Origin of the sequence: Streptomyces sp. NPDC052109 (assembly GCF_040680195.1) — a bacterium.
GTDB lineage: Bacteria > Actinomycetota > Actinomycetes > Streptomycetales > Streptomycetaceae > Streptomyces.
Genome location: NZ_JBFAWF010000022.1, coordinates 79,402 through 103,951, shown reverse-complemented (window position 1 = coordinate 103,951; position 24,550 = coordinate 79,402). Strand labels below are relative to the sequence as shown.

At 72.9% G+C, this 24,550-nt stretch carries 20 protein-coding genes; 15 read left to right on the top strand and 5 right to left on the bottom strand.

Annotated features, from left to right (window positions below; all coding sequences use genetic code 11):
• Positions 1–73 precede the first annotated feature (73 nt).
• From hmgA to AB0L59_RS33270, 3 genes are all read left to right on the top strand, one after another.
• Complete coding sequence (gene hmgA / locus AB0L59_RS33280; RefSeq protein ID WP_365590369.1) at positions 74–1,408, top strand: homogentisate 1,2-dioxygenase; 1,335 nt, start codon at positions 74–76, stop codon at positions 1,406–1,408.
• 45 nt (positions 1,409–1,453) lie between these two features.
• Entirely contained in the window at positions 1,454–2,200 is a 747-nt protein-coding gene (locus tag AB0L59_RS33275; protein ID WP_365590368.1) for a GntR family transcriptional regulator, read from the top strand.
• Between the two features lie 123 nt (positions 2,201–2,323).
• A complete protein-coding gene (locus tag AB0L59_RS33270; RefSeq protein ID WP_365590367.1) occupies positions 2,324–3,481 on the top strand; it encodes a type ISP restriction/modification enzyme in 1,158 nt (385 codons plus the stop codon).
• A 362-nt stretch (positions 3,482–3,843) separates the two neighbouring features.
• On the opposite strand, the gene AB0L59_RS33265 is transcribed toward AB0L59_RS33270, so the two are convergent.
• Positions 3,844–4,554: a TetR/AcrR family transcriptional regulator gene (locus AB0L59_RS33265; RefSeq protein WP_365590366.1), complete on the bottom strand. Its 711-nt coding sequence runs from the start codon at positions 4,552–4,554 to the stop codon at positions 3,844–3,846.
• A gap of 63 nt (positions 4,555–4,617) precedes the next feature.
• Here AB0L59_RS33265 and AB0L59_RS33260 point away from each other — a divergent pair, with 63 nt between their 5' ends.
• The 3 genes from AB0L59_RS33260 (at position 4,618) to AB0L59_RS33250 (ending at position 7,646) form a co-directional block, all read left to right on the top strand.
• Positions 4,618–5,586 (top strand): ATP-binding cassette domain-containing protein, encoded by a 969-nt coding sequence (locus tag AB0L59_RS33260; RefSeq protein ID WP_365590365.1) that lies wholly within the window; start codon positions 4,618–4,620, stop codon positions 5,584–5,586.
• 2 nt (positions 5,587–5,588) lie between these two features.
• Complete coding sequence (locus AB0L59_RS33255) at positions 5,589–6,368, top strand: ABC transporter permease (RefSeq protein ID WP_365590421.1); 780 nt, start codon at positions 5,589–5,591, stop codon at positions 6,366–6,368.
• 69 nt (positions 6,369–6,437) lie between these two features.
• Entirely contained in the window at positions 6,438–7,646 is a 1,209-nt protein-coding gene (locus tag AB0L59_RS33250) for a CaiB/BaiF CoA-transferase family protein (RefSeq protein WP_365590364.1), read from the top strand.
• Between the two features lie 61 nt (positions 7,647–7,707).
• Here AB0L59_RS33250 and AB0L59_RS33245 read toward each other — a convergent pair whose 3' ends face one another.
• The 3 genes from AB0L59_RS33245 to AB0L59_RS33235 form a co-directional block, all read right to left on the bottom strand.
• Positions 7,708–7,977, bottom strand: coding sequence for a hypothetical protein (locus AB0L59_RS33245; RefSeq protein ID WP_365590363.1), 270 nt, complete (start codon positions 7,975–7,977; stop codon positions 7,708–7,710).
• Positions 7,978–8,103: 126 nt separating this feature from the next.
• The gene (locus AB0L59_RS33240; protein WP_365590362.1) at positions 8,104–8,916 is read right to left on the bottom strand and encodes an anti-sigma factor; all 813 of its coding nucleotides are present in this window, start codon (positions 8,914–8,916) and stop codon (positions 8,104–8,106) included.
• Positions 8,913–9,455 carry a sigma-70 family RNA polymerase sigma factor gene (locus tag AB0L59_RS33235; protein ID WP_365590361.1) on the bottom strand — a complete coding sequence of 181 codons (543 nt, stop codon included), beginning with the start codon at positions 9,453–9,455 and terminating at the stop codon, positions 8,913–8,915. The genes AB0L59_RS33240 and AB0L59_RS33235 overlap by 4 nt, the downstream gene beginning before the upstream one ends.
• A 210-nt stretch (positions 9,456–9,665) precedes the next feature.
• On the opposite strand from AB0L59_RS33235, the gene AB0L59_RS33230 reads away from it, so the two are divergent.
• The 4 genes from AB0L59_RS33230 (at position 9,666) to AB0L59_RS33215 (ending at position 16,177) form a co-directional block, all read left to right on the top strand.
• Positions 9,666–11,207 carry a DUF4331 domain-containing protein gene (locus AB0L59_RS33230; protein WP_365590360.1) on the top strand — a complete coding sequence of 514 codons (1,542 nt, stop codon included), beginning with the start codon at positions 9,666–9,668 and terminating at the stop codon, positions 11,205–11,207.
• 90 nt (positions 11,208–11,297) lie between these two features.
• Entirely contained in the window at positions 11,298–12,830 is a 1,533-nt protein-coding gene (locus AB0L59_RS33225) for a hypothetical protein (protein WP_365590359.1), read from the top strand.
• Positions 12,827–14,512, top strand: coding sequence for a nickel transporter (locus AB0L59_RS33220; RefSeq protein WP_365590358.1), 1,686 nt, complete (start codon positions 12,827–12,829; stop codon positions 14,510–14,512). Before AB0L59_RS33225 ends, AB0L59_RS33220 begins: the two co-directional genes overlap by 4 nt.
• 42 nt (positions 14,513–14,554) lie before the next feature.
• Positions 14,555–16,177 carry a serine/threonine-protein kinase gene (locus tag AB0L59_RS33215; protein WP_365590357.1) on the top strand — a complete coding sequence of 541 codons (1,623 nt, stop codon included), beginning with the start codon at positions 14,555–14,557 and terminating at the stop codon, positions 16,175–16,177.
• 18 nt (positions 16,178–16,195) lie between these two features.
• Here the strand turns inward: AB0L59_RS33215 and AB0L59_RS33210 are convergent, their stop codons facing one another.
• A complete protein-coding gene (locus AB0L59_RS33210) occupies positions 16,196–17,002 on the bottom strand; it encodes an SGNH/GDSL hydrolase family protein (RefSeq protein WP_365590356.1) in 807 nt (268 codons plus the stop codon).
• Positions 17,003–17,241: 239 nt separating this feature from the next.
• Here AB0L59_RS33210 and AB0L59_RS33205 point away from each other — a divergent pair, with 239 nt between their 5' ends.
• The 5 genes from AB0L59_RS33205 (at position 17,242) to AB0L59_RS33185 (ending at position 24,545) form a co-directional block, all read left to right on the top strand.
• Positions 17,242–17,640 (top strand): hypothetical protein, encoded by a 399-nt coding sequence (locus AB0L59_RS33205; RefSeq protein ID WP_365590355.1) that lies wholly within the window; start codon positions 17,242–17,244, stop codon positions 17,638–17,640.
• A gap of 379 nt (positions 17,641–18,019) precedes the next feature.
• Positions 18,020–18,841, top strand: a complete 822-nt coding sequence (locus AB0L59_RS33200; protein ID WP_365590354.1) for a glycosyltransferase family 2 protein — start codon at positions 18,020–18,022, stop codon at positions 18,839–18,841.
• Positions 18,838–19,926 carry a glycosyltransferase family 2 protein gene (locus AB0L59_RS33195; RefSeq protein WP_365590353.1) on the top strand — a complete coding sequence of 363 codons (1,089 nt, stop codon included), beginning with the start codon at positions 18,838–18,840 and terminating at the stop codon, positions 19,924–19,926. Before AB0L59_RS33200 ends, AB0L59_RS33195 begins: the two co-directional genes overlap by 4 nt.
• Positions 19,919–20,719: a polysaccharide deacetylase family protein gene (locus AB0L59_RS33190; protein ID WP_365590352.1), complete on the top strand. Its 801-nt coding sequence runs from the start codon at positions 19,919–19,921 to the stop codon at positions 20,717–20,719. Before AB0L59_RS33195 ends, AB0L59_RS33190 begins: the two co-directional genes overlap by 8 nt.
• Complete coding sequence (locus AB0L59_RS33185) at positions 20,712–24,545, top strand: polysaccharide biosynthesis C-terminal domain-containing protein (RefSeq protein WP_365590351.1); 3,834 nt, start codon at positions 20,712–20,714, stop codon at positions 24,543–24,545. Before AB0L59_RS33190 ends, AB0L59_RS33185 begins: the two co-directional genes overlap by 8 nt.
• Positions 24,546–24,550: the final 5 nt, after the last annotated feature.

The window sequence follows — 24,550 nt, the reverse complement described above, 5'->3', positions numbered from 1 at the left end:
CGGGGTCCTCTTGCGCCCGCCCCCCGCTATTCCTACGGTGTTACATAGGAATCAGGAGCGCAAGGGAGCGATCATGAGCGGGGACGCGCGCAAGACCGCCGCGGGACTGTCGTATCTCACCGGTTTCGGCAACGAACACGCCTCGGAGGCGGTGCCGGGCGCCCTGCCCGAGGCCCGCAACTCGCCGCAGCGGGCTCCGCTCGGGCTGTACGCGGAGCAGCTGAGCGGCACGGCCTTCACCGAGCCGCGGGCGCACAACCGCCGCTCCTGGCTCTACCGCATCCGCCCGTCGGCCGCGCACCCGGCGTTCACCCGCACCGACAACGGCGCGCTCCGCACGGCCCCCTTCACCGAGACCGTGCCCGACCCCAACCGGCTGCGCTGGAACCCGCTGCCCGAGCCGCCCGCCGGCACCGACTTCCTCGCCGGTCTGTGGACCCTCGGCGGCAACGGCGACGCGGCCCAGCGCACCGGCATGGCCGTGCACCTGTACCACGCCAACGCCTCGATGGAGCGCGCCTTCTCCGACGCCGACGGCGAGCTGCTGATCGTGCCGGAGCGCGGCGGACTGCTGCTGCACACCGAGTTCGGCCGGCTCGCCGTGGAGCCCGCCCATGTGGCGTTGATCCCCCGTGGGGTGCGCTTCCGCGTGGAGTTGCTCGACACCGCGTCGGACGGCGGGCCGAACCCGACGGCCCGGGGCTATGTGTGCGAGAACTACGGCGCGCCCTTCCGGCTGCCCGACCTCGGCCCGATCGGCGCCAACGGCCTCGCCAACACCCGGGACTTCCGGGCGCCGGTCGCGGCCTACGAGGACGTGCCGGGCCCGGTGGAGGTGGTGAACAAGTTCTGCGGCAACCTCTGGACGGCGATGTACGACCACTCTCCGCTCGATGTGGTCGCCTGGCACGGCAACCATGTGCCGTACGTCTATGACCTTCGCCGTTTCAATGTGATCGGCACCATCTCGTACGACCACCCGGATCCGTCGATCTTCACGGTCCTGACCTCTCCCTCCGACACTCCGGGCCTGGCCGGCGTCGACTTCGTCGTCTTCGCTCCCCGCTGGCTGGTGGGCGAGGACACCTTCCGGCCGCCGTACTTCCACCGGAACGTGATGAGCGAGTACATGGGCCTGATCGAGGGGGCCTACGACGCCAAGGCGGAGGGCTTCGTGCCGGGCGGCGGCTCGCTGCACAACATGATGTCGGCGCACGGCCCGGACCAGGAGACCTTCGACCGGGCGAGCACGGCCGAGCTGAAGCCGCAGAAGATCGACGACGGGCTGGCGTTCATGTTCGAGACCCGCTGGCCGGTGACCCTCACCCCGCACGCGGCCGGCGCCGACCACCTCCAGCAGCGCTACGACGACGTGTGGCGGGGCCTCGAGCGCCATTTCCGCGCATGACGCCTCGGTTGCGCCTCGTGTTCATCGACAGGTACGGATAATCGCGTGACCTCCTTCGCCCCGGATTCGATCGTCCTGAACCGCAAGCTACCGCTGTGGTACCAGGTGTCGCAGTCGCTGCGCGCCTCGATACTCGGCCGCTCCCCCGCGGACCCGCTGCGGCTGCCCACGGAGGAGCAGCTCGCGGAGCACTACGGCGTGAGCGTGCTGACCATGCGGCAGGCGCTGAAGGAGCTGGAGGACGAGGGGCTGATCAGCCGTCACCGGCGGCGCGGCACGTTCATCGAGCCCGACGTGCGGCGCGGGGCGCCGGTGCGGCTGCTGGGCTCGGTGGACGCGATCGTGGCCCAGCAGTCCGGGATGACGACGGAACTGCTGGACCACGGCCGCGTGCCCGTGCCGGCCGGGCTCGCCGAGTACTTCCCGGACCTCGCCCGGGTGGCGGCGTACCACCGGCTGCGCAGCGACGAGAAGACCGGCGAACCCACCAACCACGCGGTCAACCACATCCGCCCCGAACTCGCCGCGCGCGTCGACCTGGACGACCTGATCCGCTGGCCGATGACGAAGGTGCTGCGGGACGTCGTCAAGGCGGACATCAGCCGCATCACGGACACCGTGGAGGCGCGGCTCGCGGACCCGGAGACCGCCCGGCTGCTCCAGGTGCCGCTGCTCAGCCCGATCCTGCACTACACGGGTGTGACGTACGACAGTGGTGGGCGGGTGCTGGATGTGGCGGTGATCCAGTATCGGGGGGACCGGTTCTCGTTCACGGTCACGTTGGAGGCGTGAGCCCGGCGGGGGACGCCGCCGTGTGCCGTGGGGCGGCCGCGGATCCGTCGCGGCTGGTCACGCCCGCGCGGCGGAGCCGCAAGTCAATCACAGCCCCGCGCCCCTTCGGGGCGCTGTCGTAGCATGCCCTGCGTGACGTACGACGCCGCTCCGCTGCTGGCGGACCTCATGCCGTGGTCCGTCGCACCGCTGAGGCCCGGCCGGGCCTGGCCTACGGCACCCGACCCCGGCTCCCTGAAGGCCCGCTGGGACGCCCTGCTGAGGGCCGAAGGGCCGGACCGGGAGGCCCTGTTCGAGCCGAGCCGCACCCGGACGCTCACCAGTGCCGTGGGCCAGCTGCCCGGCCAGTCCACCGGCACCGAGCGGCTGGCCCGTGCCGAGGGCCCGTGCGCGGAGCCGGTCCGCGTGCTGGCGGCGCCCTTCGACGAGCAGTGGCTGATCCCGGACCACCGGCTGATCGACACCGCTCGGCCGGAGTTGTGGCGGGTGGCGGACGCGTACCAGGTCTTCACGGTGGAGACGGCAGACGCGGCCGACCCCCTCCTGGTGACCTCGCTGCTGCCGACGCTGCGCACCGGCCGCGTCCGCCCGCTGTACCGCCGCCCCGGCGGCGAGGAGCCGAACCTCGCGCCGGGCCTGACGGCCCACCTGGCCGACCGCCTGGGCGGCGCCCCGACGTCCCCCGCGGACATCCTGGCCTGGATCCTGGCGGCCACCGGCCCCGACCTCACCGTGCCGCTCACCGACGACCCCGGGCTGTGGACGGCCGGCGTCGAGCTGGGCCACCGCATGCTGTGGCTGATGCGCCGCGACGGCGAACGCCCCAAGCTGCCGGGCGGCCGCCGCCCCTACGTCCGCGCCCCCCTGCCGGCCCGGCCCCTCACCCTGCACTTCGACCGGGACGGGGAGACCCTGGACCTCGACGAGGGCCGCATCTCCCCGGTGCCGCCGCAGGCCTGGGACTACGAGGTGGCCGGAGTCCGGGTCCTGGAGACCTGGTTCACCGCCCGCACGACCGCACCCGAACCGGGCACCCTCGCCGCGATCCGCCCGCCCGCCTGGACGCCGGCCTGGACGTCGGAACTGCTCGAGCTGATCACGGTCCTGACACTCCTGGCGGAACTGCGGCCCCGGCGGGCCGAGTTGAAGGTCACGTCAACGGTCACGGCAACGGATCTGCGCGAGGCGGGCATCCTCCCCGCACCGGAGGCGTGCCGCCGCCCCGCCTCGGTCCTGGACCACCACGAGGAGGGCCCGGAGGGTCAGTTCGCGCTGATCTAGCGGCGGCGCAGAGCGGCTTCCGGGCGAGCGACGTCCTCGGCGTCCTCGGGGCGGCGGGGCCACGAAGGGTCCCAGAAGGACGTCAGGCGCTCGATCTCGATGGGCGACAGGGCCGGCGACCGGCCCCTCGGCGTCCGACCCGTCCCGCCGCGCCCCGGTCCACCGGGTGAGGCTGCTGTCCGGTCCGTCCTTGACGAAGTCGAGCTGAAGACCGGGAGGTGGCCCGGCCACGGGCGTGCGCCCGAGCCCGGCCGGCATCTCGGCGAGGGCCGCCGAGCCCCAAGGAGCGGGGGCACGTGCGACATGCGGCTGCGTGGCGTGGCAGGACCGGCCACAGCGACCCGCGTGCGCCGAACCGCCGGCTAGCGCGGCGCGAACGCGTCCAGAACCCTCGCCAGCGCCCGCTCGAACACCGCCTCCAGATCGATCGGCCCCGCATCCTCCGCGAACGCCGCGGCCATCCTCGGATACGCACCGGATGCGACCTGCCTGCCGAGATAGGCGATCCGCACCGCGTTCTCCTCGTCCTCCGACCACGGCAGTGCCCGTACCCGCTCCGCCGTGTCGAGCTCGTTGCGGACGTACGTCGTCACCACGCCGTTCACCATCGCGATGAGCTCCAGCTTGGTGCCGTACGACGCCTCCAGCGGATCCAGACAGGCCAGGCAGTGCTCCAGATAGCGCAGAGCATGCGGGCTGAAGCCGTACACCGGGGACATCAGCCGCGGCACCCACGGATGCCGGTGCATCAGGGACCGCGTCTGACGGGCCACCCGGAGCATGTCGGCCCGCCAGTCGCCGCTCGGCTCCCACGGGACGTGTTCCGCGCCGACCGCGTCCACCATCAGCTCGTACAGGTCCTCCTTGCGGGGGACGTAGTTGTACAGCGACATCGTGCCGCAGCCCAGCTCGGCCGCGACGTGCCGCATCGACACCGCGTCGAGCCCCCGCTCGTCGGCGATCCGGACGGCAGCGGCCGCGATGTCGTCGCGGGTGTACGCCGGCTTCGGACCCCGGCCGGTGCGCTCGGGGCGCGCCCAGATCACCTCGGGAACGGCCCCTCGGACTGCCATCGGTCATCACCTCGGCCACCATCGTAGTTACGTACGGCGTACGTAATGCGCTATGGTCGGCCCATGACTACTACGTACGCCGTACTTAGTGAAGGTCTGGAGAAGCGCTTCGGCGCAGTGCACGCCCTGCGCGGGCTGGATCTGGCCGTGGCCGAGGGCACGGTCTGCGGGCTGCTCGGACCCAACGGTGCCGGCAAGACGACGGCCGTCCGGCTGTTCACCACGTTGCTGCGGCCGGACGCCGGTTCGGCGCGGGTCGCCGGGTGCGACCTGGTGCGGGAGGCCGCCGCCGTGCGGGGCCGCATCGCCGTGACCGGGCAGTACGCCTCGGTCGACGGCGACCTCACCGGACGCGAGAACCTACGACTGTTCGCCCGGCTGCACAGGGTGCGCGGTCCGGCCGCCCGGGCCGACGGCCTGCTGGAGCGCTTCGGCCTGACCGAGGCCGCCGGCCGCAGGGTCTCGACCTACTCGGGCGGCCTGCGGCGCCGGCTCGACCTGGCCGCGAGCCTCATCCGCCGCCCCGCCGTGCTCTTCCTGGACGAGCCGACCACCGGACTCGACCCGGCCAGCCGCGCCCGCATCTGGCAGGCGGTGCGCGATCTGCGGGCGGACGGCACGACCGTCCTGCTGACCACGCAGTATCTGGAGGAGGCCGACCAACTCGCGGACGACATCGCGCTGGTGGACCGGGGCCGCGTCGCGCAGTCCGGCTCGCCCGCCGCACTCAAGGCGCTCATCGGGTCGTACGCTCAGGCCGTGGTCGCCGACCGGGAGGCGCTGCCGCGGGCGGCGGCCGTCCTCGACCGGCTCACCGGACGGCAGCCGGAGTTCGACCACGAACGCAACGCCGTCGGCGCCATGACCACCGACCCCACCCTGACCCTGCCGCGCCTGGTGCGCGAACTCGACGCGGCGGGGGTGCCGTTGCTGGACGCGAGCCTGCGTCCGCCCACGCTCGACGACGTCTTCCTGCGGCTCACCGGGGAGTCCGGACCGGGGCCCACCGACAGCGAGGAGCTCGCGGCATGACCATGTTGACGTCGGCGTACGACGGCCTGGCGATGACCGGACGGCAGCTGCGCCGGGTCCGCAACAACCCGGGCCTGGCGATCCTCACCCAGATGATGCCGGTCAACATGCTGCTGTTCTTCGGCTATGTGTTCGGCAGCGCGCTGGCCATGCCCGGCCGCGAGTACCGGTCCTTCCTGGTGCCCGGGCTGCTCGTCGCGACCGCTGCCGGCGGGCTGATGACCGGCATGTTCCAGGCCGCCGCGGACACCCACCGGGGCGTGATGGACCGCTTCCGCACCCTGCCGGTGAGCCGGGCCGCCGTACCCCTCGGGCAGGCGGTCGCGGACCTCGTCGTCACGACCGGGGGGACCGTGCCCCTGCTGCTGGCCGGGCTCGCGGTGGGCTGGCGGATCGAGGGGTCCGCGCTGGACGCGGCCGGTGCGGTGGGGCTGCTGCTGCTCTTCCGGTTCGCCTGCACCTGCGCCGGCATCTTCCTCGGGCTGCTCACCCGCAGCGAGGACGCGGCCGGGCAACTCGGCGCCTCCTCCTTCGTGCTGCCGCTGCTGTCCAACGCCTACATCCCGACGGACCACCTGCCGGGCTGGCTGCGCGCCCTCGCCGAGTGGAACCCGATCAGCGCGGTGACGACCGCCCTGCGGGACCTCTTCGGCAACGCGCCGGTTCCGCCGGACTCCGCCTGGCCGGTGGCGCACCCGGTCGCCGGGGCGCTCGCCTGGAGCCTGGCCCTGACCGCGGTGTTCCTGCCGCTCGCCGTGCGCCGGTACGCGCACGGGCGGTGACGGGTCCAGCCGGGCCCCGGTGGTGACCGGGTACTGACAAACCCGCCGGTCACGGGCCATGATCCGGTCATGGAACAGCGCACGGATCAGCAGCCCCTGCCCCTGGAGGGCATCACCGTCGTCGCCGTCGAACAGGCCGTGTCCGCGCCCTTCGCGACCCGGCAGCTCGCCGACCTGGGCGCCCGGGTCATCAAGGTGGAGCGGGTCGACGGCGGCGACTTCGCGCGCGGCTACGACACGGCGGCCCGCGGCCTCGCCTCGCACTTCGTGTGGTGCAACCGCGGCAAGGAGTCCCTGGCGCTGGACCTGAAGGACCCGCGCGGCCGTGCGGCCGTGCGGCGGCTGATCGCGGACGCGGACGTCTTCGTGCAGAACCTCGCCCACGGGGCGGCGGCCCGGCTCGGCCTCGACGCGGCCACGCTGTGCGCGGCGCATCCCCGGCTGATCGCCGTGGACATCTCCGGGTACGGCTCCTCGGGGCCGTACGCGGACAAGCGGGCGTACGACATGCTCGTGCAGTGCGAGGCGGGGCTCGTGTCGGTCACCGGGACACCGGAGCAGCCGGTGAAGGCGGGGGTCCCGGCGGCGGACATCGCTGCGGCCATGTACGCGTTCTCGGGCGTGCTGGCGGCACTCGTGCGGCGGGGTACGACCGGGCGGGGCGGCCCGGTGGAGGTGTCGATGCTGGAGGCGCTCGCCGAGTGGCTGGGGCATCCGCTGCACCACACGATGCACGGGGGTGAGCCCCCGGCGCGCACCGGCCTGGCGCACGCCGTCATCGCGCCGTACGACGCCTATCCGACGGCCGACGGCGGGCGGGTGCTGCTGTCGGTGCAGAACGACCGGGAGTGGCGGCGGCTGGCCGACCAGGTCATGGAGCGCCCGGAATTGGGCATGGACCCGGCATACGCGACGAACGCGTCACGCGTCGCGAACCGGGAGAAGACGGATGAGCTGGTGGCGCGGGCGCTCGGCGCGCTGGACGCCGAGGAGGCGCTGGCCCGCTTGGAGAAGGCGGGCATCGCCTGTGCCCGGCTGCGGGATCTGCACGAACTGGCCGGGCATCCGCAGCTTGCGGCCCGGGAGCGGTGGCGTGCGGTGGGGTCGCCGGTCGGGCCGCTACGGGCGCTGCTGCCTCCCATCACACTGCCGGGCGGGGACGAGGCGCGGATGGGTGATGTGCCCGCGCTCGGACAGCACACCGAGGCGCTGCTGCGTGCCGTGGGGATGACGGACGACGAGATCGCAGCGATGCGCCGGGACGGTGCGGCGGTCTGAGCACGGGCACCCCGGAGGGCTCCAGGGGGCCGCCTGTGCCGCAGGCGGGCTCAGTGGCCGCTCAGTGGCCGCCGAACAGCGAGCGACGCAGCCGGCGCAGCGGCGCGAACAGGGAGACACGGCTGACCCGCCGGCCCTGGTCACTGCGCTCGTGTGCGGTGTCACGCGCCGTCAGCTCACGCATGAGCGAGGTGGCCTCGACCGTCTCCCGCTGCGGTATGGCGGGGCCCGCCAGCACCGACAGATGGCGGTCCAGCCGCGAACTGGTCGCGCTGCTCCCGCAGGTGATCGCAGGGACCCTGGCCCTGCTGCGCACTGTTATCTGCTCCATGTCACTCCCCACCCGTACGAGTCCACCCGGCCCGGGCAGGGTAACCCTATCGCCCCACCGGGGCACGCGTGTATCGCGGCCACAGGATTCACCTTCCCTGCAAGGCGGTTGACCATGCGACGTCGACTACTCTCCGAATCCGACCGGTTTCAGGGTGAGTTGGACAATGGGCTGGCCGGTGGGCTGCGCTGAGCCACCGTCAGGCTCGACGGTTACGGCGAGTGACGTCGAGGACGGGCCGAGACCTGTCGCGACCAAGGGCGTGTCGCCCGCGAAGAGCCCCAGAGAGCGCGGTTGCGCGCGGGGGCGCATGAGCCAGAGCTGGCGGACGCGGCCGCCGGGCGGGGCGCCGTATCCGCTCAGGGTGACGACGGCCTCTCCCGCCGAGGCGGAGGCGACCACCGCGATGCCGCGGCCCCGAGCGTCCTTGCTGCTCGTGGCGCGGGCGTCGGACGCGGCCAGAACGTGGGCGATCTCACGTCCCCTGGCCTGCTCCGCGTCGAGCCGGCCCTGGGTGCGGTGCGCCTGGACGGCGAAGAGGGAGGCGACGACGAGGGCCGCCGCCGCGGTGGCCGTGGCGAACGGCACGAACAAGGGGCGCGTGCGGGGTGTACGGGTGCGGCCCGGCGGGGGCCGGGTGCCCCAGACGTGCGGCGGCAGCTGCGGCGTGCGCTCCGGTGCCCGGGCCTGGTCCTGCGGAGTGCTGCGCACCGCGGTGAGCACGCGCTCGCGCAGGCCGGCCGGCGCGGGCGCCGCCGCGGACCAGGCCAGGCGCACCGCGTCCTCGGCCAGCTCCCGTACTTCGGCCGCGCACCGGTCGCAGGCGCGCAGGTGTTTCCCGAACCGGCGCCGCTCACCCGGCTCCAGGGCGTCGAGCGCGTAGGGCGCGGCGAGGGAGTGCAGGTCCTCGCGGCGCAGCAGCTTGCCCAGGATGGTCATGCGTTCCCTCCCAGGCACTCGCGGAGCCGGGTGAGTCCGTCGCGCATCCGCGTCTTGACCGTGCCGAGCGGCAGCGAGAGCCGCTCGGCCACCTCACGGTAGGTGTAGCCGTCGTAGTAGGCGAGGGTCACGGACTGGCGTTGCAGGTCGGTGAGCCGACGCAGACAGCGGCGCACCCACTCGCGCTCCATGCCGGCCTCGACCTCCTCGGCGACCTGGTCGAAGGCGGGCTCCCCGGCCCGCAGGGCCTCGCGCTGCTCGCGTTCGCCGGCCGCGCGGGCGCTGCGCACCCGGTCCACGGCGCGGCGGTGGGCGAGGGTGAGGATCCAGGACAGCGCGCTGCCCCGGCCGGGGTCGTACCGGGTGGCCGAGCGCCAGGTCTCCAGCAGCACCTCCTGGGCGACCTCCTCGGACTGGGCGGGGTCGCGCACCACCCGTCGGACGAGCCCGAACACCGGCCCCGACACCAGCGCGTACAGTTCCTCGAACGCCCGCTGGTCGCCGCCCGCGACCAGCACCAGCAGCTCGTCCGCCTGCACGCGGGCCCCCTCTCCGTGGCCGCAGCCGGCTCTTCCGCGCACTCCACGCATCCGCACGAACGCACACCTCCCGCGGGTGATACGCATCAGCGGGGCGAAAACGCGGGTCGGGAAGTGCCCAAAAGTTTTTCCGCGGCCGACCAATCCGCTCGGCCCGCCGGCTCCGTATACCCGTCCGTCAAAGGCAAGTCGGCACCGAGGACGGACGGCATGACACCTCTCTTCTCCAGGAGCGGCACGGGACGCACGGGCCTGGTCTCGCTCCTCTGCGGTGCGCTGGCGGCCGGGGGGCTCACCGCCGCCGGCGTGGCCGCGCTGGCGCCGGGGGCGGCCTCCGCCTCCTCCCACCGGGAGGCCCCGCTGATCTCGGGGACCCCGCAGTACGACAACACCGACCTGTACGCGTTCGTCAGCCCGGACAAGCCCGACACGACGACGATCGTGGCCGACTGGATCCCGTTCGAGGAGCCGGCGGGCGGACCGAACTTCTACACGTTCGCCGACGACGCCCAGTACGACATCCACGTCGACAACAACGGTGACGCCCAGGGCGAGTTGGTGTTCCGCTACACGTTCAGGACGCACACGAAGAACGGGAACACGTTCCTCTACAACACCGGTCCCGTCACCAGCCTGGACGACCCCGACCTCAACGTCACGCAGACGTACGACATCGATCTGATCCATCTGAAGAACCAGCACGTGATGTCGGACACCAAGCTCGCGGACGACGTGCCGGTGGCGCCCTCCGACGTCGGCAGGGCGTCCATGCCGGACTACGGCAGACTGCGCGCGCAAGCCGTGTACAAGACCGCGGGCGGCGCCGCGACCTTCGCCGGGCAGGCGGACGACCCGTTCTTCGCCGACCTGCGCGTCTTCGACCTGCTGTACGGCGGGAACCTCAGCGAGGTCGGCCGCGACACGCTGAAGGGCTACAACGTCAACACCATCGCCCTGCAGGTGCCGAACGACCTGATCCGGGAGTCTGCCGCGCAGCCGGTCGTCGGGATCTGGTCCACCACCCAGCGCCGCAACGCCCAGGGCTACTACACACAGGTCTCCCGCCTGGGCAACCCTCTGGTCAACGAGGTCGTCAACCCGCAGAAGGACAAGGACAAGTTCAACGCGTCGCAGCCCGCGTACGACGCCCAGTTCCTGAAGAACGTCACCAACCCCGAACTGCCGAGGCTCATCGAGTCGATCTACAAGATCAAGGCGCCGAGCCAACCGCGCAACGACCTGGTCGACGTCTTCCTGAAGGGCGTGAAGGGCCTCAACCAGCCGCCGAACGTGCGCCCTTCGGAGGAGCTGCGCCTGAACACGTCCATCAAGCCGGCCGCGCACCCCAAGCGGCTGGGCGTCCTGGACGGCGACAACGCGGGCTTCCCGAACGGGCGTCGCCTCACCGACGACGTGATCGACGAGGCGTTGCAGGTCGTCGAGGGCGAACTCGTCGGTTCGAAGAACGACCTGGGCGACGCGGTGGACAAGAACGACAAGGGCTTCGAGAGGTACTTCCCGTACGTCGCCGAGCCCACCGCCGGTTCCCGTGGCCGGCTCGCCAAGGGCACGACCGCCGGCGCGGACGTGCGCAGCCAGCTGGGCGACGCGCTCCAGCCGGCCGGGTCCTCCTCGGGCGGGTCCGGCAACACGGTCCTGATCGCCGCTTCGGCGGCCTCGGGCGCTGCCGGGATCCTGCTGCTCGGCACGGCGGTCGCGTGGTGGCGCCGCCGCATCCGGCGCCCGTACTGACCGCCACCCACCCCAGTCCGGCGCGGCCCGTTTCCCCCTCCCCCACGGCGGGCCGCGCCTTCCACACGACCGACGGACGCAGGAGACGGCATGGCCCCGCGCAGACAGGACGACGACATGGACGGGCGGAAGGACGGCACGGGACGGCCGGACAGCGCCGCGCGGAAGTCGAGCGCCGGGCCGGCGGTGAACGCCGGACCCGACGAGCCCGCCGGTGAGCCCGCGGACCCCGGTTCCGAAGCGCCGCCGGCCGTCGGTCCCGACCAGCGCGTGGCCGCCCTGCGGCGGTTCGCCGCTGCGGGACGGCGGTGGCGGGGGGTACAACTCGCCGGTTGTGCCGCCCTGTTGGCCGTGGTGCTGACCGGTGGGGCGATCGCCCTCGGGGCCGGCCGGGCGCCCGCCACCGTGCCGGCCGCCTCCACCGCCGTCGATCCCGGGGTGCTGGGCGGCGGCGATCTGGACGCGAGCATCTCCGCGCTCCAGGCGCACCTGCGCACCCAGCCCAGGGACTCCGCCAGCTGGGCCACCCTGGGCCTGGCCTATGTCGAGCAGGCGCGGACCAAGGGCGATCCCTCCCGCTACCCCCAGGCGGAGCAGGCGCTGTCGCGGTCACTCGCGCTGGCCCCGGACAACGACCAGGCGCTGGCCGGCCGCGCCGCCCTGGCCGCCGCCCGGCACGACTTCAAGGACGCCCTGACCTACGCGGAAGCGGCGCTGCGGCAGAACCCCTACAGCGAACGTGCGCTGTCCTCCCGTATCGACGCCCTGGTCGAACTCGGCCGGTACGCCGAGGCATCGAAGGCCGCCGAGACCGCAGACGCCCGCAAGCCCGGTGTGCCGGTCTTCACGCGGTACGCGTACGTGCGCGAACTGCGCGGCGACGTGACGACGGCACGCCAGGTGCTCGAGCAGGCGCTGTCGGGCGCCACTTCACCGGGCGACATCGCGTACGTGGCGGCCCAACTCGGCCAACTCTCCTGGAACCAGGGCGACTACAAGACGGCGCTCGGCTACTACGCCCGCGCCCTCGCCGCCGACGACACCTATCTTCCGGCGCTGGAGGGCCGCGCGCGGGCCCAGGCGGCGAGCGGCGACCGCGCGGCGGCGATCAAGGGGATGGAGACGGTGGTGTCGCGCTATCCGCTGCCCGGCCCGCTCGTCGAACTGGGCGAGCTGTACGAGGCGCGGGGCGCCGCCGGCGACCCGGGCAGGGCACACCGGCAGTACGCCCTCGTCGACGCCTGGATCGCACTGGCCCGGGCCAACGGCGTCAACGCCGACCTCGACACCGCGCTGGCCGCCGCCGACCACGGCGACAGGGCGGCCGCCCTGCGCGCGGCCCGCGCCGAATGGGCCCGCAGGCACACCGTGCACACCGCTGACGCGCTGGCCTGGGCGCTGCACGTCAGCGGCCGTGACGCCGAGGCCCTGCCGTACGCCGGCCGGGCCACCGCCACCGGGTACCGCAACGCAGCCTTCCTCTACCACCGCGGCATGATCGAGCTGGCCACGGGCCACCGCACGGCCGGCCGCGCCTCGCTCGCCGCGGCCCTGCGCCTGAACCCCGGCTTCTCCCCGCTCGGCGCGGCCGAGGCCCGCAAGGCACTGGGGGCCGCGCGGTGAGGCCTCGTCTCGCGTTCCTCCTGCTGGTCACGGGCGCCCTGGCTCTCCTTCCCGCCGGCGCGGCGACCGCCCACCCGCTGGGGAACTTCACCGTGAACCGGTACGACGGCCTGGTCGCCGCGCCGGGGCAGCTCCGCGTCGACCATGTCGAGGACCTCGCCGAGATCCCGGCGACCCAGGCCGGACCCGACCTGAAGCGGCTGGGCACGACCGGGTGGGCCCGGCAGCGGTGTGCACGCGCCGCCGAGGACAGCGGGCTGACGGTCGACGGCCGTACGGCCCCGCTGACCTCCGTGGGCGGCACGGCGCGGCTGCGTCCCGGTCAGGCCGGGCTGCACACCCTGCGGGTGGAGTGCCGGCTGACCGCGAGGCTCCCGCGCGGCGCCACCGTGACCGTCGTCTTCCACAGCGCGGGGGCGGCGAGCGGGCCGGGATGGCGGGAGATCACCGCACGCGGCGACCGCGTGACGCTCACCGCGACGGACGTGCCGAAGGCATCGGTCTCGCACGAACTCACCACGTACCCGAAGGACTTGCTGTCCTCCCCGGCCGACACCACCGCCGCCGCACTGCGTCTGCGTCCCGGCGGTGCCGCCCTCGCCGGGGAGCGGCAGGCGGAGCCGGGCGCCGCCGTCCTGCCGCGGGGCGCCGACCGCTGGACGCGCGCGCTGGACGACCTCGTGGCCCGTCACGACCTCACCGTCGGCTTCGCCGCGCTCGCGCTGCTCGTCGCGGTCGTCCTCGGCGCGCTGCACGCGCTGGCTCCGGGCCACGGCAAGACGCTGATGGCCGCGGCGGCGGCGGCGCGCGGGGGCCGGGCCCGGCTCCGGGACGTGTTGCCGCTGGCCGCCTCGGTCACCGTGACCCACACCCTCGGCGTGGTCGCCCTGGGCCTGCTCGTCACGGCCGGTTCCGCCGCCACGCCCGCGGTGATCGCCTGGCTGGGCATCGCCGGCGGCGCGCTGGTCCTGGCGGCGGGCGCCGGCCTGGTACGCCGGGCCTGGCGCGGCCGCCGCGCGCACGGACACGACCATGACCACGGACACTCCCACGGACACGGACACGCCCACACCCACGGACACTCCCACGCCCAGGGACACGCCCACACCCACAACGAGCCCCCGGAGCACGCCCTGGTCCTGGTCGCCGCTGACGCCCACGGCCACGAACACCCGCCGGGCCGCGGAGGGTCCGAAACCGACGGACACCCCAGCGCCGTGCACGGTCCTGCGCACCACCACTCGCACCCTGACGACCACCGTCCCGCCCGACCGGAAGCCGCACGCGCTCACCCACGTCACTCCCATGGGGGCCGCACCCATACGCACCCCGCCGCCCCCACCCTCCGCGGCACGATCCTGCTCGGTTTCGCCGGTGGGCTCGTGCCCAGTCCGTCCGCCGTGGTCGTGCTGGTCGGTGCGGCCGCGCTCGGCAAGGCCTGGTTCGGGCTGCTGCTGGTCGTGGCCTACGGCGCCGGGCTCGCCCTGACGCTCACGGCGGCCGGGTTCGCCGTGGTCCGGCTGGGCTCGGGGATGACCCGCCTGCTGGAGCGGCGTCCGCGCTGGACCGCCCACCCGGTGGCCGCGCTGGTGCGCCGGTCCGTGCCGCTCGCCTCCGCGCTGGTCGTCACGGCCCTGGGCGCCGGACTGGTGCTCAAGGGGGCCGCATCCGCGCTTGGCTGAGCTACGTTGGGGAGACATCACGCGACTTGCCTGGGGGCGCCCGTGACCGAAGAGCCGGGCCGCGAACGTGTGATCGCGGGCCGCTACCGTCTGCTGTCCACGCTGGGCGAGGGCGGCATGGGCACCGTGTGGCGTGCCCGGGACGAGGTGCTGCACCGCGAGGTGGCCGTCAAGGAGGTGCGGGCCCCGGCGGGGCTGCCGGCCTCCGACGTGGAGCGGATGTACGCGCGCCTGGAGCGCGAGGCCTGGGCGGCGGCGCGGGTGTCGGACCGCAACGTGGTCACGGTGTACGACGTGACCGTGGAGGACGGCCGCCCGTGGATCGTGATGGAGCTGGTGCGCGGGCTGTCGCTCGCCGACCAGTTGGAGGCGGAAGGCCCGCTCTCGCCGCAGCGGGCCGCGCACATCGGTGCCGAGGTGCTGTCCGCGCTGCGCTCCGCGCACGCCGCCGGGGTGCTGCACCGGGACGTGAAGCCGGCCAACGTACTGCTGGCCGACGACGGCCGGGTGGTGCTGACCGACTTCGGGATCGCCTCGGTCGAGGGCAGCTCCGCGCTGACGATGACCGGCGAGGTGATCGGCTCGCCCGAGTTCCTGGCCCCGGAGCGGGCGTTGGGGCGGACGCCCGGGCCGGAGTCGGATCTGTGGTCGCTGGGCGTGCTGCTGTACGCGGCCGTGGAGGGCGTGTCGCCGTTCCGGTACGACACCCCGATCAGCACCTTGCGGGCCGTGGTGGACGAGGAGTTGCCGCCGCCACGCCGGGCCGGGCCGCTGGCCCCGGTCATCGAGGGGCTGCTGCGCAAGGACCCCGCCGAGCGGCTGGACGCCGAGCGGGCGGAACGGGAACTGCGGGTCGTCGCGGCCGGGGGTGCCCCCTCCGGGGGAGGGACTCCGCGGACGGCCGCGCTGCCGGTGCCGCCGTACGGCGCCGTACGGCGGCCGTTCCCGGAGCCGTTCTCCGAGCCGTCCCCCACCCCGCCCCCGCCCGTGTCCGGCACCACGACGTCCGAGGCGCCGGAGCGCTCCCGGCGGGCGGGTGCGGTGCTGGTGGCGGGACTGCTCGCGCTCGTGCTCGCGCTGGCCGGACTGACGTACGAGCTGCTGGGCCGCGACCACGGCGGGGGCCGCGGGGAGGCGGGCGGCGACCGGACGAGCGGCGGTCCGCGGACGCCGAGCGCGCACAGCAGCGCCGACTCGGACACGACGTCGCCGCCGACGGCGAGCCGCAGCGCGCCGTCGAGCGCGCAGCCGGCGCAGTCCGTGCACGTCACGCTGACCGGCGCGCACACGACGTACTCCGGGAGCTGTCCGCCGCCGGCCGCGCAGACGCCCGTCTTCACGGCGACGTTCACGGTGGGGCGGCTGCCCGCGCAGGTGGAGTACCGGTGGGTGACGACGCGCGGGTCGGTGTCGGATCCCGGCTGGCGTACGCTGTCCTTCCCGGACGGGGGCGGCAGGACCCGGCAGGTGCGGGTGACCCTGGCGGTGTACTCCGGCGGCGGGACGACCGAGGATCGGATCGGTGTGAAGGTGCGTGCTCCCGTGCAGGCCGCGTCGGACGCCGTCCCGTTCACGGTGAGCTGTACGGCGACGGCGACGGCGACGGAGACCCCGTCGGACGGGGTCTCCGCTTCACCGTCGGGCTCGCCTCGGAGTTCACCGTGAGGGGCGAGCCCGTTCGGGTCACGCGTTGTTCGTGAACACCGGCAGGTAGCCGCCCGACTGTCCGGCGGCGGTGGGGTGGTACGACTCGCCGATGTCGAGCCAGTTGACGCTGTGCAGCCAGGAGTCGCCGGAGCAGATCTCATGGCTGGAGAACGCGGAACGGATGTCGCCGAAGACGAAGCCGTGGGCCTGGGCGCGCTTCTGGATGGCGGCGTCGATGTAGTCGGCCGCGCCGTTGATCGCGGACCGCTTGGTGTCGGAGAGGCCGAGGCAGGTCTGGCCGAGCAGGTAGAAGCGGGGATAGCTGAGGACGACCACCCGTGCGTTGGGGGCCTTGGCGCTGATCGCGTTGTAGACGGTGTCCAGCTTGCCGGGGAGCGTGGAGTCGACGTACGCCTCCGCCGTGGCGATCTTGGAGAGGCAGGCGCTGTCGGACTGGATCACACAGGTCGTCATGACGTCGGAGAACCCGGCGTCGTTGCCGCCGATGGTGAGGGACACCAGCGAGGTGGAGGAGCTCAGCGAGCCGAGCTGATTGGCCATCACGTCGTCCGTCGTGGCACCGGAGCAGGCGTTGAAGGCGAACGAGGACGGGCTGTGGGCGGCGTTCCACAGGTACGGGTACGCCTTGGTGCTGCGGTCGCAGGAGCCGCTGGAGCTGATGTAACTGCCCGAGCCGACGCCTGAGGAGTAGGAGTCGCCGAGTGCCACATAGCCGCCGGTCGCGGCCGCCGATGACGCCTGCGCCGAAGCGGCCCCGGTGAGACCGAGGCCGGCGGCGAGGAGGAGCGAGGTAACGATTCCGGTAAGTCGGGAACGTCTCATGGAACCTCCCTTTAGCAGGATCTCTGCCGCAACTGTCGTAGCAACTACGCGTGTTGACGGGAAGTGTTCATGCCAAGACTTTTAGGGTCTCAACAGGAACAACCCGAAAGATTCACAGCCCATCTATTGCGCGTACATGCCAATTCTGTTGACGGTTCGACAACCACCGTCTTGACGCGCCCGCTTGGCTGCGCCACATTGAAGCCCGGCATCCGGCGCGTCGGGGGGCAAAGTCGCCAATGCAGACCATCCGCATCAAGACATCTTCATTGCCGCTGCTCGCAGGGGCCGCGACCGCCGTCGCCCTGGTCGGTGCGCTGCTCGCGCTCCTCGACTCCGCCTCTTCGCTGCGCGGCCCGTTCGCCCTGTTCTTCCTGCTCGTGGCGCCGGCCGTGGCACTCGCCGCGGCGCTGCGCGGGCTGGATCCGTTCGGGCGGGCGCTCTGCGCGCTTGCGGGCTCGGTCGTCGTCAACATGCTGGTGGCCCAAGGCATGCTCGCGGTCCACCGCTGGTCGGTCCGCGGCGGCGTGGTCACGGTGACCGCGCTGAGCCTGCTGCTCCTGCTCCTGGTCCTGCTCCGGGAACGAATTTCCGGAAAACACACACAAGACCGAGCAACACCGGCCAAAGTAGAGTAACGGCCAAACCAACAAAAACGTGAGGCAGCCTTCCAGGTCTTGCCTTTCGGGTTCAATCGTCAATACCGTCATACATCTCACCCGCACCGGCACGTCGGCACACGGCTCCAGGGGAGGGCTCAGGGCCGCGGCGTCACCGGCGCGGGGCGCGGTAGGGGGGTGCCGTGCTCGGTGACCGCAACTGTGACCGAGTCGTGCCGCGCGACCGGCTGCCGTCTTTCTCCGGCAGACCGGCCAGCTTTGCCAGCTCGTCGGCGTGCACGGAGATCGATTCGCGGATGGATCTCCCGTGCCGAAGACGAGAACCCCCCTTTCGAACCGGACACAGATCCGGGCTGCCCGGGGGTGGGCGGTCCACCGGACGAGAGGGAAAAGACTCATGAGTTCCGTTCTGCGCCCGCCGGGTTCAGGGCAAGATCCGTTAATCGCCGCCGACTACCGTCCGATCTCCTCCCACCTGGCGATCACTCCGCCGGTGAGCGTGGTGATTCCCGCCATGAACGAGGCGGAGAACCTGCCCTACGTCTTCAAGACCCTTCCGGACTGGATACACGAAGTCGTGCTGGTGGACGGCAACTCCACCGACGACACGGTCGACGTGGCCCGTTCCCTGTGGCCGGACGTCAAGGTCGTCGAACAGCACGGCAAGGGCAAGGGGGACGCCCTGATCACCGGGTTCGAGGCGTGCAGCGGCGACATCATCGTGATGGTCGACGCCGACGGCTCGGCCGACGGCGGAGAGATCGTCAGCTACGTCTCCGCGCTGGTCTCCGGCGCCGACTTCGCCAAGGGCTCGCGCTTCGCCAACGGCGGCGGCACCGACGACATGACCTTCATCCGCAAGCTCGGCAACTGGGCGCTGTGCACGGTCGTCAACCGCAAGTTCGGCGCCCGCTACACCGACCTGTGCTACGGCTACAACGCGTTCTGGCGGCACTGCCTCGACAAGATCGACCTCGACTGCACCGGCTTCGAGGTCGAGACGCTGATGAACATCAGAGTGGTCAAGGCCGGTCTGAAGGTCCAGGAGATTCCCAGCCACGAGTACCTCCGCATCCACGGCACCAGCAATCTGCGGGCCGTGCGCGACGGGTTCCGGGTGCTCAAGGTCATTCTCGGGGAGCGCTCCAACCGGCGCGAGCTGCGCCGCCAGGAACACCACTCGCCGATGCTCGACACGGTCCGGGGAGAGGTGTCTTGAGAGATCCCGGCATCTCCGTCGTGATCTGCGTGTACACCGAGGACCGCTGGGAGGACATCCTCGCGGCGGTCTCCTCGGTGCGCGCGCAGTCGTATCCGGCGCTGGAGACCCTTCTGGTGGTGGACCACAACCGGGCCCTCAAGGACCGGCTGGCCCGCGAGTACAAGGAGACCGCGGGCGTCCAGGTGCTGGCCAACGCCGGCCCGCGCGGGCTGTCCGCCGGCCGCAACACCGGCATCGCCGCCTCACAGGGCGAGGTCATCGCCTTCCTCGACGACGACGCCGTGGCCGAACGCGACTGGCTGCGCCGCTTCGCCGAGGGCTACGCCGACCCGCGCGTCATGGCGGTCGGCGGCCGTACCGAGCCCGTCTGGGCGTCCGGCCGGCGGCCGGCCTGGTTCCCGGAGGAGTTCGACTGGGTGGTCGGCTGCACCTACAAGGGGCTGCCGCCGGGCCGGGTCAGGGTCCGCAACGTCCTCGGCGGCAACGCCTCCTTCCGGCGTACGGCGTTCGAGGCGGCGGGCGGCTTCGCCACCGGCATCGGCCGCGACGGCGACCGGCGCCCGCTGGGCTGCGAGGAGACGGAACTGTGCATCCGCCTCACCCGCGCCCGCCCCGACGCCGTCCTGCTCATCGACGACCGCGCGGTGATCCACCACCGGGTGCCCGCACCCCGCGAGCACTTCGCCTACTTCCGCACCCGCACCTACGCCGAGGGCCTGTCCAAGGCGCTGGTCGCCCGCAGCGTCGGCGCCGGCAAGGGGCTGGAGTCCGAACGCCGGTACAGCACCAGGGTGTTGCCCGCAGGGGTCGCCCGGGGTCTGCGGGACGCACTGCTCGCCCGGCCGGGCGGCGCGGGACGGGCGGGCGCGATCGTCGCCGGGGCGCTGAGTGCCGCCGGCGGCTACGCGGTGGGCAGTCTGCGGGCGCGCCGGAACGGCACGGCCTTCTCGTCGGCACCGATCCCAGCAGGCGGCGAGCCGGCCCCGAGCGGCGCTGAACCGGGCGGAGGCGGAGGCGCACCCGTCCACGCCGGGCAGACCCCGAGCGGCGGCGAGCCGGCCCCAGGAGGCCGCCATGGCTGACACCCCGGTGCCGATCCTCATGTACCACTCCGTGGCCACCGCACCCAACGACGCCACCCGTGCCCTCTCGGTCGCCCCGGAGGCCTTCGCGGAGCAGATGGCGCTCATCGGCGACCTGGGCCTGACTCCGCTCACCACCGCCGACCTCGCGGACCGCTGGCGCACCGGCCGTCCGCTGCCCGCACGGCCGGTACTGGTCACCTTCGACGACGGCTACGAGGGCGTGCACCGGCACGTCCTGCCCGTCCTCGCCAAGCACGGCTACCCGGCCACGGTGTTCGTCTCCACCGGCTGGATCAGGGGCGCGTACGACACCGGGGGCGGCCTCGACACCATGCTCGACTGGCCGCAGGTGCGCCGACTGGCCGCCGCCGGCGTGGAGATCGGCGGGCACAGCCACACCCATCCGCAGCTCGACCAGCTCGACGACGGCGCGCTGCGCAGGGAACTGACCCACTGCACGGAGATCGTCGCGGACGAACTCGGCGCCCGGCCGGTGTCGTTCGCCTACCCCTACGGCTACTCCAGCCGCCGGGTCCGCCAGGCCGTGCGCGAGCACGGGTACGGCCAGGCCCTCGCCGTCGGCAACGCCCTCGCCCGCCGCCACCAGGGACCGTACGCGCTCCGGCGGGTCACGGTCCGGCGGAGCACCGGCGTGGAGGAGTTCGAGCGGCTGCTGCACGGCCGCGCCATCACCCGCACCTTCGCCGGGGACCGTGCCCTCACCAAGGGGTACGCCCTCGTCCGCAGAGCCCGCCAGGTCCGCCGGAAGGCCATCCGTTCCCGTGTCTGACACGACGACCACGACCGAGTCCGCGACGACCGGCGCCGAGACGCCCGAGAGGTCCGGGCGCCGCTTCCGGCTGCCCGGCACGGGACGGTCCGGCGACGGCAGCCCGCTGTTCCGCAACGCCTACGCGCTGATGCTCAACACGGGCATCTCCGCCGTCCTCGGACTCGGCTTCTGGCTGGCCGCGGCACGCTACTACTCCGAGTCGGCGGTCGGACAGGGCTCCGCCGCCATCGCCGCGATGAAGTTCCTCGCCGGACTGACCGCGGTGACCCTGACCGGCGCCCTGGCCCGCTTCATCCCGGTCGCCGGGAAACGCACCGGCAGGCTCATCTTCCGTACCTACACGGGCAGTTCGCTGCTGGTGGCGGTCGCTGCGGGCGTCTTCCTGCTGACCCTGGACGCCTGGGGACCGTCGTACCGGTTCCTGCACGGGACGGTCAACGGCCTCGGCTTCATCCTGGCCGTCATCGCCTGGAACGTGCTCACCCTGCAGGACGGCGTGCTGACCGGACTGCGCAGCGCGACCTGGGTGCCGGTCGGCAACACCGTGTTCTCGGCCGTGAAGCTGGCCCTGCTCGTCGCGTTCGCCGTCGCCATCCCGACCACCGGTGTCTTCGTCTCCTGGGTGGCCGCGATCGCCACCTCGGTGGTGCCGCTGGGCTGGCTGGTGTTCCGGCGGCTGGCGCCCCGGCACGTGAAGGCGACCGAGGGCCGTGCCGAGCCGCCGACGCTGAAGCAGGTCGGCAGGTTCCTGGCCGGGGACTACACCGGCTCGCTGTTCTCGCTCGCCGTGATCTACCTCGTCCCGGTGATCGTCGCCGCGCAGGTCAGCTCCGCGGAGAACGCCTACTTCTACATCGCCACCACGATCGGCGGCACGACGGACCTGCTCGCCATCAACATGGGTGCGTCCCTCACGGTGGAGGGCTCGCACGACCCGACGCGGCTGGCCGCCAACACCCGCGCCGCGCTGAGTCGGATGGCGCGGATCATGCTGCCGATCGCGGCCCTGTGGATGGTCGGGGCCCCGTGGATCCTCGGCGTGTTCGGCGACGGCTACGCGGACGCGGCGACCCCGCTGCTGCGCTGGCTCGCGCTCGGCTCGGTGCTCCGGGTCGTGATCGAGACGTACTTCGCGGTGCTGCGCGCCCGCAGCCGTACCGCCGGACTCGCCTGGCTCCAGGGTCTGTTGTGCGTGCTGGTGCTGGGCCTGACCCTGCTGCTCCTGCCCCGGATGGGGCTGACCGGCGCGGGCGTGGCCGAGGCCGCCAGCCTGGCCGTGATCGCTGCGATCGCCGCGCCGAAGCTCTGGAGGACCATCCGGACGGCACCCGCCACCGTGCCGGACACGGCGGCACCCGACGGGGACCTCGCCGACCTGGGGCCGCGCGAGATCGCGGCCGCCTTGCCGGCGCGCCGGCACAGCCCGGCCTGGGCGCTGGACTCCGACACCCTCGCCCTCGGCATCCATGTCGACTTCGACCACGTGGAGCGCCGGCCGGACGTCCGCCCGGGTCCCGGCACCCCGCCCGCCGGTACACCGGCGCCGGCGGTTCCGGTCGGACTGCCGGTGGAGGAGAGGGAACCGGGCAGCGAGGCCTCGCTCGGCCCGGCCGAGGCGCAACTGCTGCGGGAGGCGGAGGCGGCGGAGGTCGACGCACCCTTCTCGGCGGAGGAACTGGCGGCGTCCGTGGGGACGATCGACCCGCACGCCGCGCAGTGGGCCGCCGACACCCCCGTACCGGACGAGCCCCTGACCGAGGAGCCCGTGCCCGGCGAACCCCCGGCTCCGGTGCCGCTGCGGCAGCGGCTGCTGCCCACCCGCTCCGGCGTCGTCCTCGGCTGTCTGCTGATCGCCGCGCTGCTGCTGTACTGGGTGCCCGCGCTCAGGCTCGGCGAGGCCGATCTGGACCGGATGGGCGGTCTGGGACTGATCTCGGTGCTGCCGCTGCCCACCCTCGTCGGGGCGGCCCTGCTGGTCAGCGTCTTCGCCGCGCTGCTCTGGCTGCGCCGCGAGCACCGGGCGCTGCTGCTGCTCACCCTGCTCGCGACGGTCGTGTCGCTGCACTCGCTGCCCGCCGTGATCGAGACCGAGCCGCGGTTCCCGACGGCCTGGCAGCACCTGGGGTTCATCGACTACATCGACCGCACCGGGTCCGCCGTACCCGACCTGGACGCCCGCTGGAGCTGGCCGGGCTTCTTCGCGGTGGCCGCGTTCGTCGGCCGGGCCTGCGGGGTCACCGACTTCACCGAGGTCATCCGCTGGTGGCCGACCGCCATCCAGTTGTCCTATCTGGCCCCGATGTTCCTGCTCACCCGGTCGCTGCGGGCGAGCTGGCGGGCGAAGTGGACCGGCGTGTGGCTGTTCGTGCTGTGCGGTTGGGTCGGCCAGGACTACTTCTCGCCGCAGGGCTTCACCTATCTGCTGTACCTGATGTTCGTGGCGGTCCTGCTGGTCTGGTTCCGGCCACCGCGCGTGATCTGGACGAAGTTCCGTCCGGGCGAGGCAGAGGTGGAACCGGCCGACCGCCGCCAACGTGCCGTCCTGCTCCTGGTACTGATCGGCCTGTACGTGGCGAGCGTGCCCGCGCACCAGCTCACCCCGTTCATCATGCTCGGCGTGCTCGCGACCCTGGTCCTGCTGGGCCGGTCGGAACTGCGCGGGCTGCCGCTGCTGTTCGCGGTGCTGGTGGCGGTCTGGGTCGGCTTCATGGCCGAGCCGTACTGGTCCGGCCACTTCAACGACCTGTTCGGCGGGGTCGGCGGGGTCGGCAGCAATGTCTCCACCTCCGTCTCCGGCCGTATCCAGGGCGGCAGTTCGACGCACAAGCTGGTGCTGTACACCCGGGTGCTGCTGGCCGGCTCGGTGCTGGCGTTCGCCTGCTGGGGCTGGTGGCGCCGGCGCTTCCACCGCTACCGCGAGCGCTCGCTGCTGGTCCTGGCCTTCGTGCCGTTCCTGGGCTTCGGCATGCAGTCGTACGGCGGTGAGATGGCGCTGCGCGTCTTCATGTTCGCGGTGCCCGGCGCGGCCCTGCTCGGCGCCCTCGCCCTCTTCCCGCGCGCCGGCGTCACCGCCGAGGAGCGCGAGAAGGACCGGGTGAGCCTCGCCCCGCTGGCCGCGCTGCTCGCCGGGCTGCTGCTGATGGGCGGCTTCCTGGTGGCCCGCTGGGGCAACGAGCCGTTCGAGCGGACCCGGCCCGGCGAGGTCGCGGCCATGAACTGGGTGTACGCCCACGACAAGCCGACCGTGCGGCTGCTGTGGCTGACCCAGGACACGGTCAACGACGTGACCCCGGCGATGCCGTGGGGCGCGAAGGACATGGAGCGGGTGAACTATGTGCCGACGCTCGCGCCGACCGATCCGGTGCTGGTCTCCGGCCTGGTCAAGGCGCTCAAGGACGCGGGCCCGAACTCGTATCTCATGATCAACGAGAGTCAGGTGACCTATCTGCAGCTGGACGCGGGATACTCCGCGACCTGGGAGCCCCGGCTGATCGAGAACCTGGACAACCGGCAGGAGCTGACGAAGGTCCTGGTCAACGACGACGTCACGGTGTTCGCGCTGCGCAGGCAGCCGGCGGGCGCGGTGCCGCAGCCGCATCCGGGGCCGATCGGGCCGCAGGTGACCTGGACGCCGTGGTCGGTGGTCGGCGCGCTGGCCGCCGTCGTCCTGATCCTGCTGCTGGCCGCGCGCGAGGGGGTCCGGGTCGCGGTCCGGCCGGGCGTGCGGCACCTGCGGTTGCTCCAGGGCTCGTTCTGGTTCGCGCTGCCACTGCTGGCGGTGGTGCTGGCCTCGCTGGCACAGCGGTTCCTGACCATGAAGTGACGCAT

What these genes read in the sequence shown, in the direction of transcription:
- hmgA (WP_365590369.1), top strand. Translation starts at nt 74, where the DNA reads ATGAGCGGGGACGCGCGCAAGACCGCCGCGGGACTGTCGTATCTCACC.
- AB0L59_RS33270 (WP_365590367.1), top strand. Translation starts at nt 2,324, where the DNA reads ATGCCCTGCGTGACGTACGACGCCGCTCCGCTGCTGGCGGACCTCATG.
- AB0L59_RS33265 (WP_365590366.1), bottom strand. Translation starts at nt 4,554, where the DNA reads ATGGCAGTCCGAGGGGCCGTTCCCGAGGTGATCTGGGCGCGCCCCGAG.
- AB0L59_RS33260 (WP_365590365.1), top strand. Translation starts at nt 4,618, where the DNA reads ATGACTACTACGTACGCCGTACTTAGTGAAGGTCTGGAGAAGCGCTTC.
- AB0L59_RS33255 (WP_365590421.1), top strand. Translation starts at nt 5,589, where the DNA reads ATGTTGACGTCGGCGTACGACGGCCTGGCGATGACCGGACGGCAGCTG.
- AB0L59_RS33250 (WP_365590364.1), top strand. Translation starts at nt 6,438, where the DNA reads ATGGAACAGCGCACGGATCAGCAGCCCCTGCCCCTGGAGGGCATCACC.
- AB0L59_RS33245 (WP_365590363.1), bottom strand. Translation starts at nt 7,977, where the DNA reads ATGGAGCAGATAACAGTGCGCAGCAGGGCCAGGGTCCCTGCGATCACC.
- AB0L59_RS33240 (WP_365590362.1), bottom strand. Translation starts at nt 8,916, where the DNA reads ATGACCATCCTGGGCAAGCTGCTGCGCCGCGAGGACCTGCACTCCCTC.
- AB0L59_RS33230 (WP_365590360.1), top strand. Translation starts at nt 9,666, where the DNA reads ATGACACCTCTCTTCTCCAGGAGCGGCACGGGACGCACGGGCCTGGTC.
- AB0L59_RS33225 (WP_365590359.1), top strand. Translation starts at nt 11,298, where the DNA reads ATGGCCCCGCGCAGACAGGACGACGACATGGACGGGCGGAAGGACGGC.
- AB0L59_RS33210 (WP_365590356.1), bottom strand. Translation starts at nt 17,002, where the DNA reads ATGAGACGTTCCCGACTTACCGGAATCGTTACCTCGCTCCTCCTCGCC.
- AB0L59_RS33205 (WP_365590355.1), top strand. Translation starts at nt 17,242, where the DNA reads ATGCAGACCATCCGCATCAAGACATCTTCATTGCCGCTGCTCGCAGGG.
- AB0L59_RS33200 (WP_365590354.1), top strand. Translation starts at nt 18,020, where the DNA reads ATGAGTTCCGTTCTGCGCCCGCCGGGTTCAGGGCAAGATCCGTTAATC.
- AB0L59_RS33190 (WP_365590352.1), top strand. Translation starts at nt 19,919, where the DNA reads ATGGCTGACACCCCGGTGCCGATCCTCATGTACCACTCCGTGGCCACC.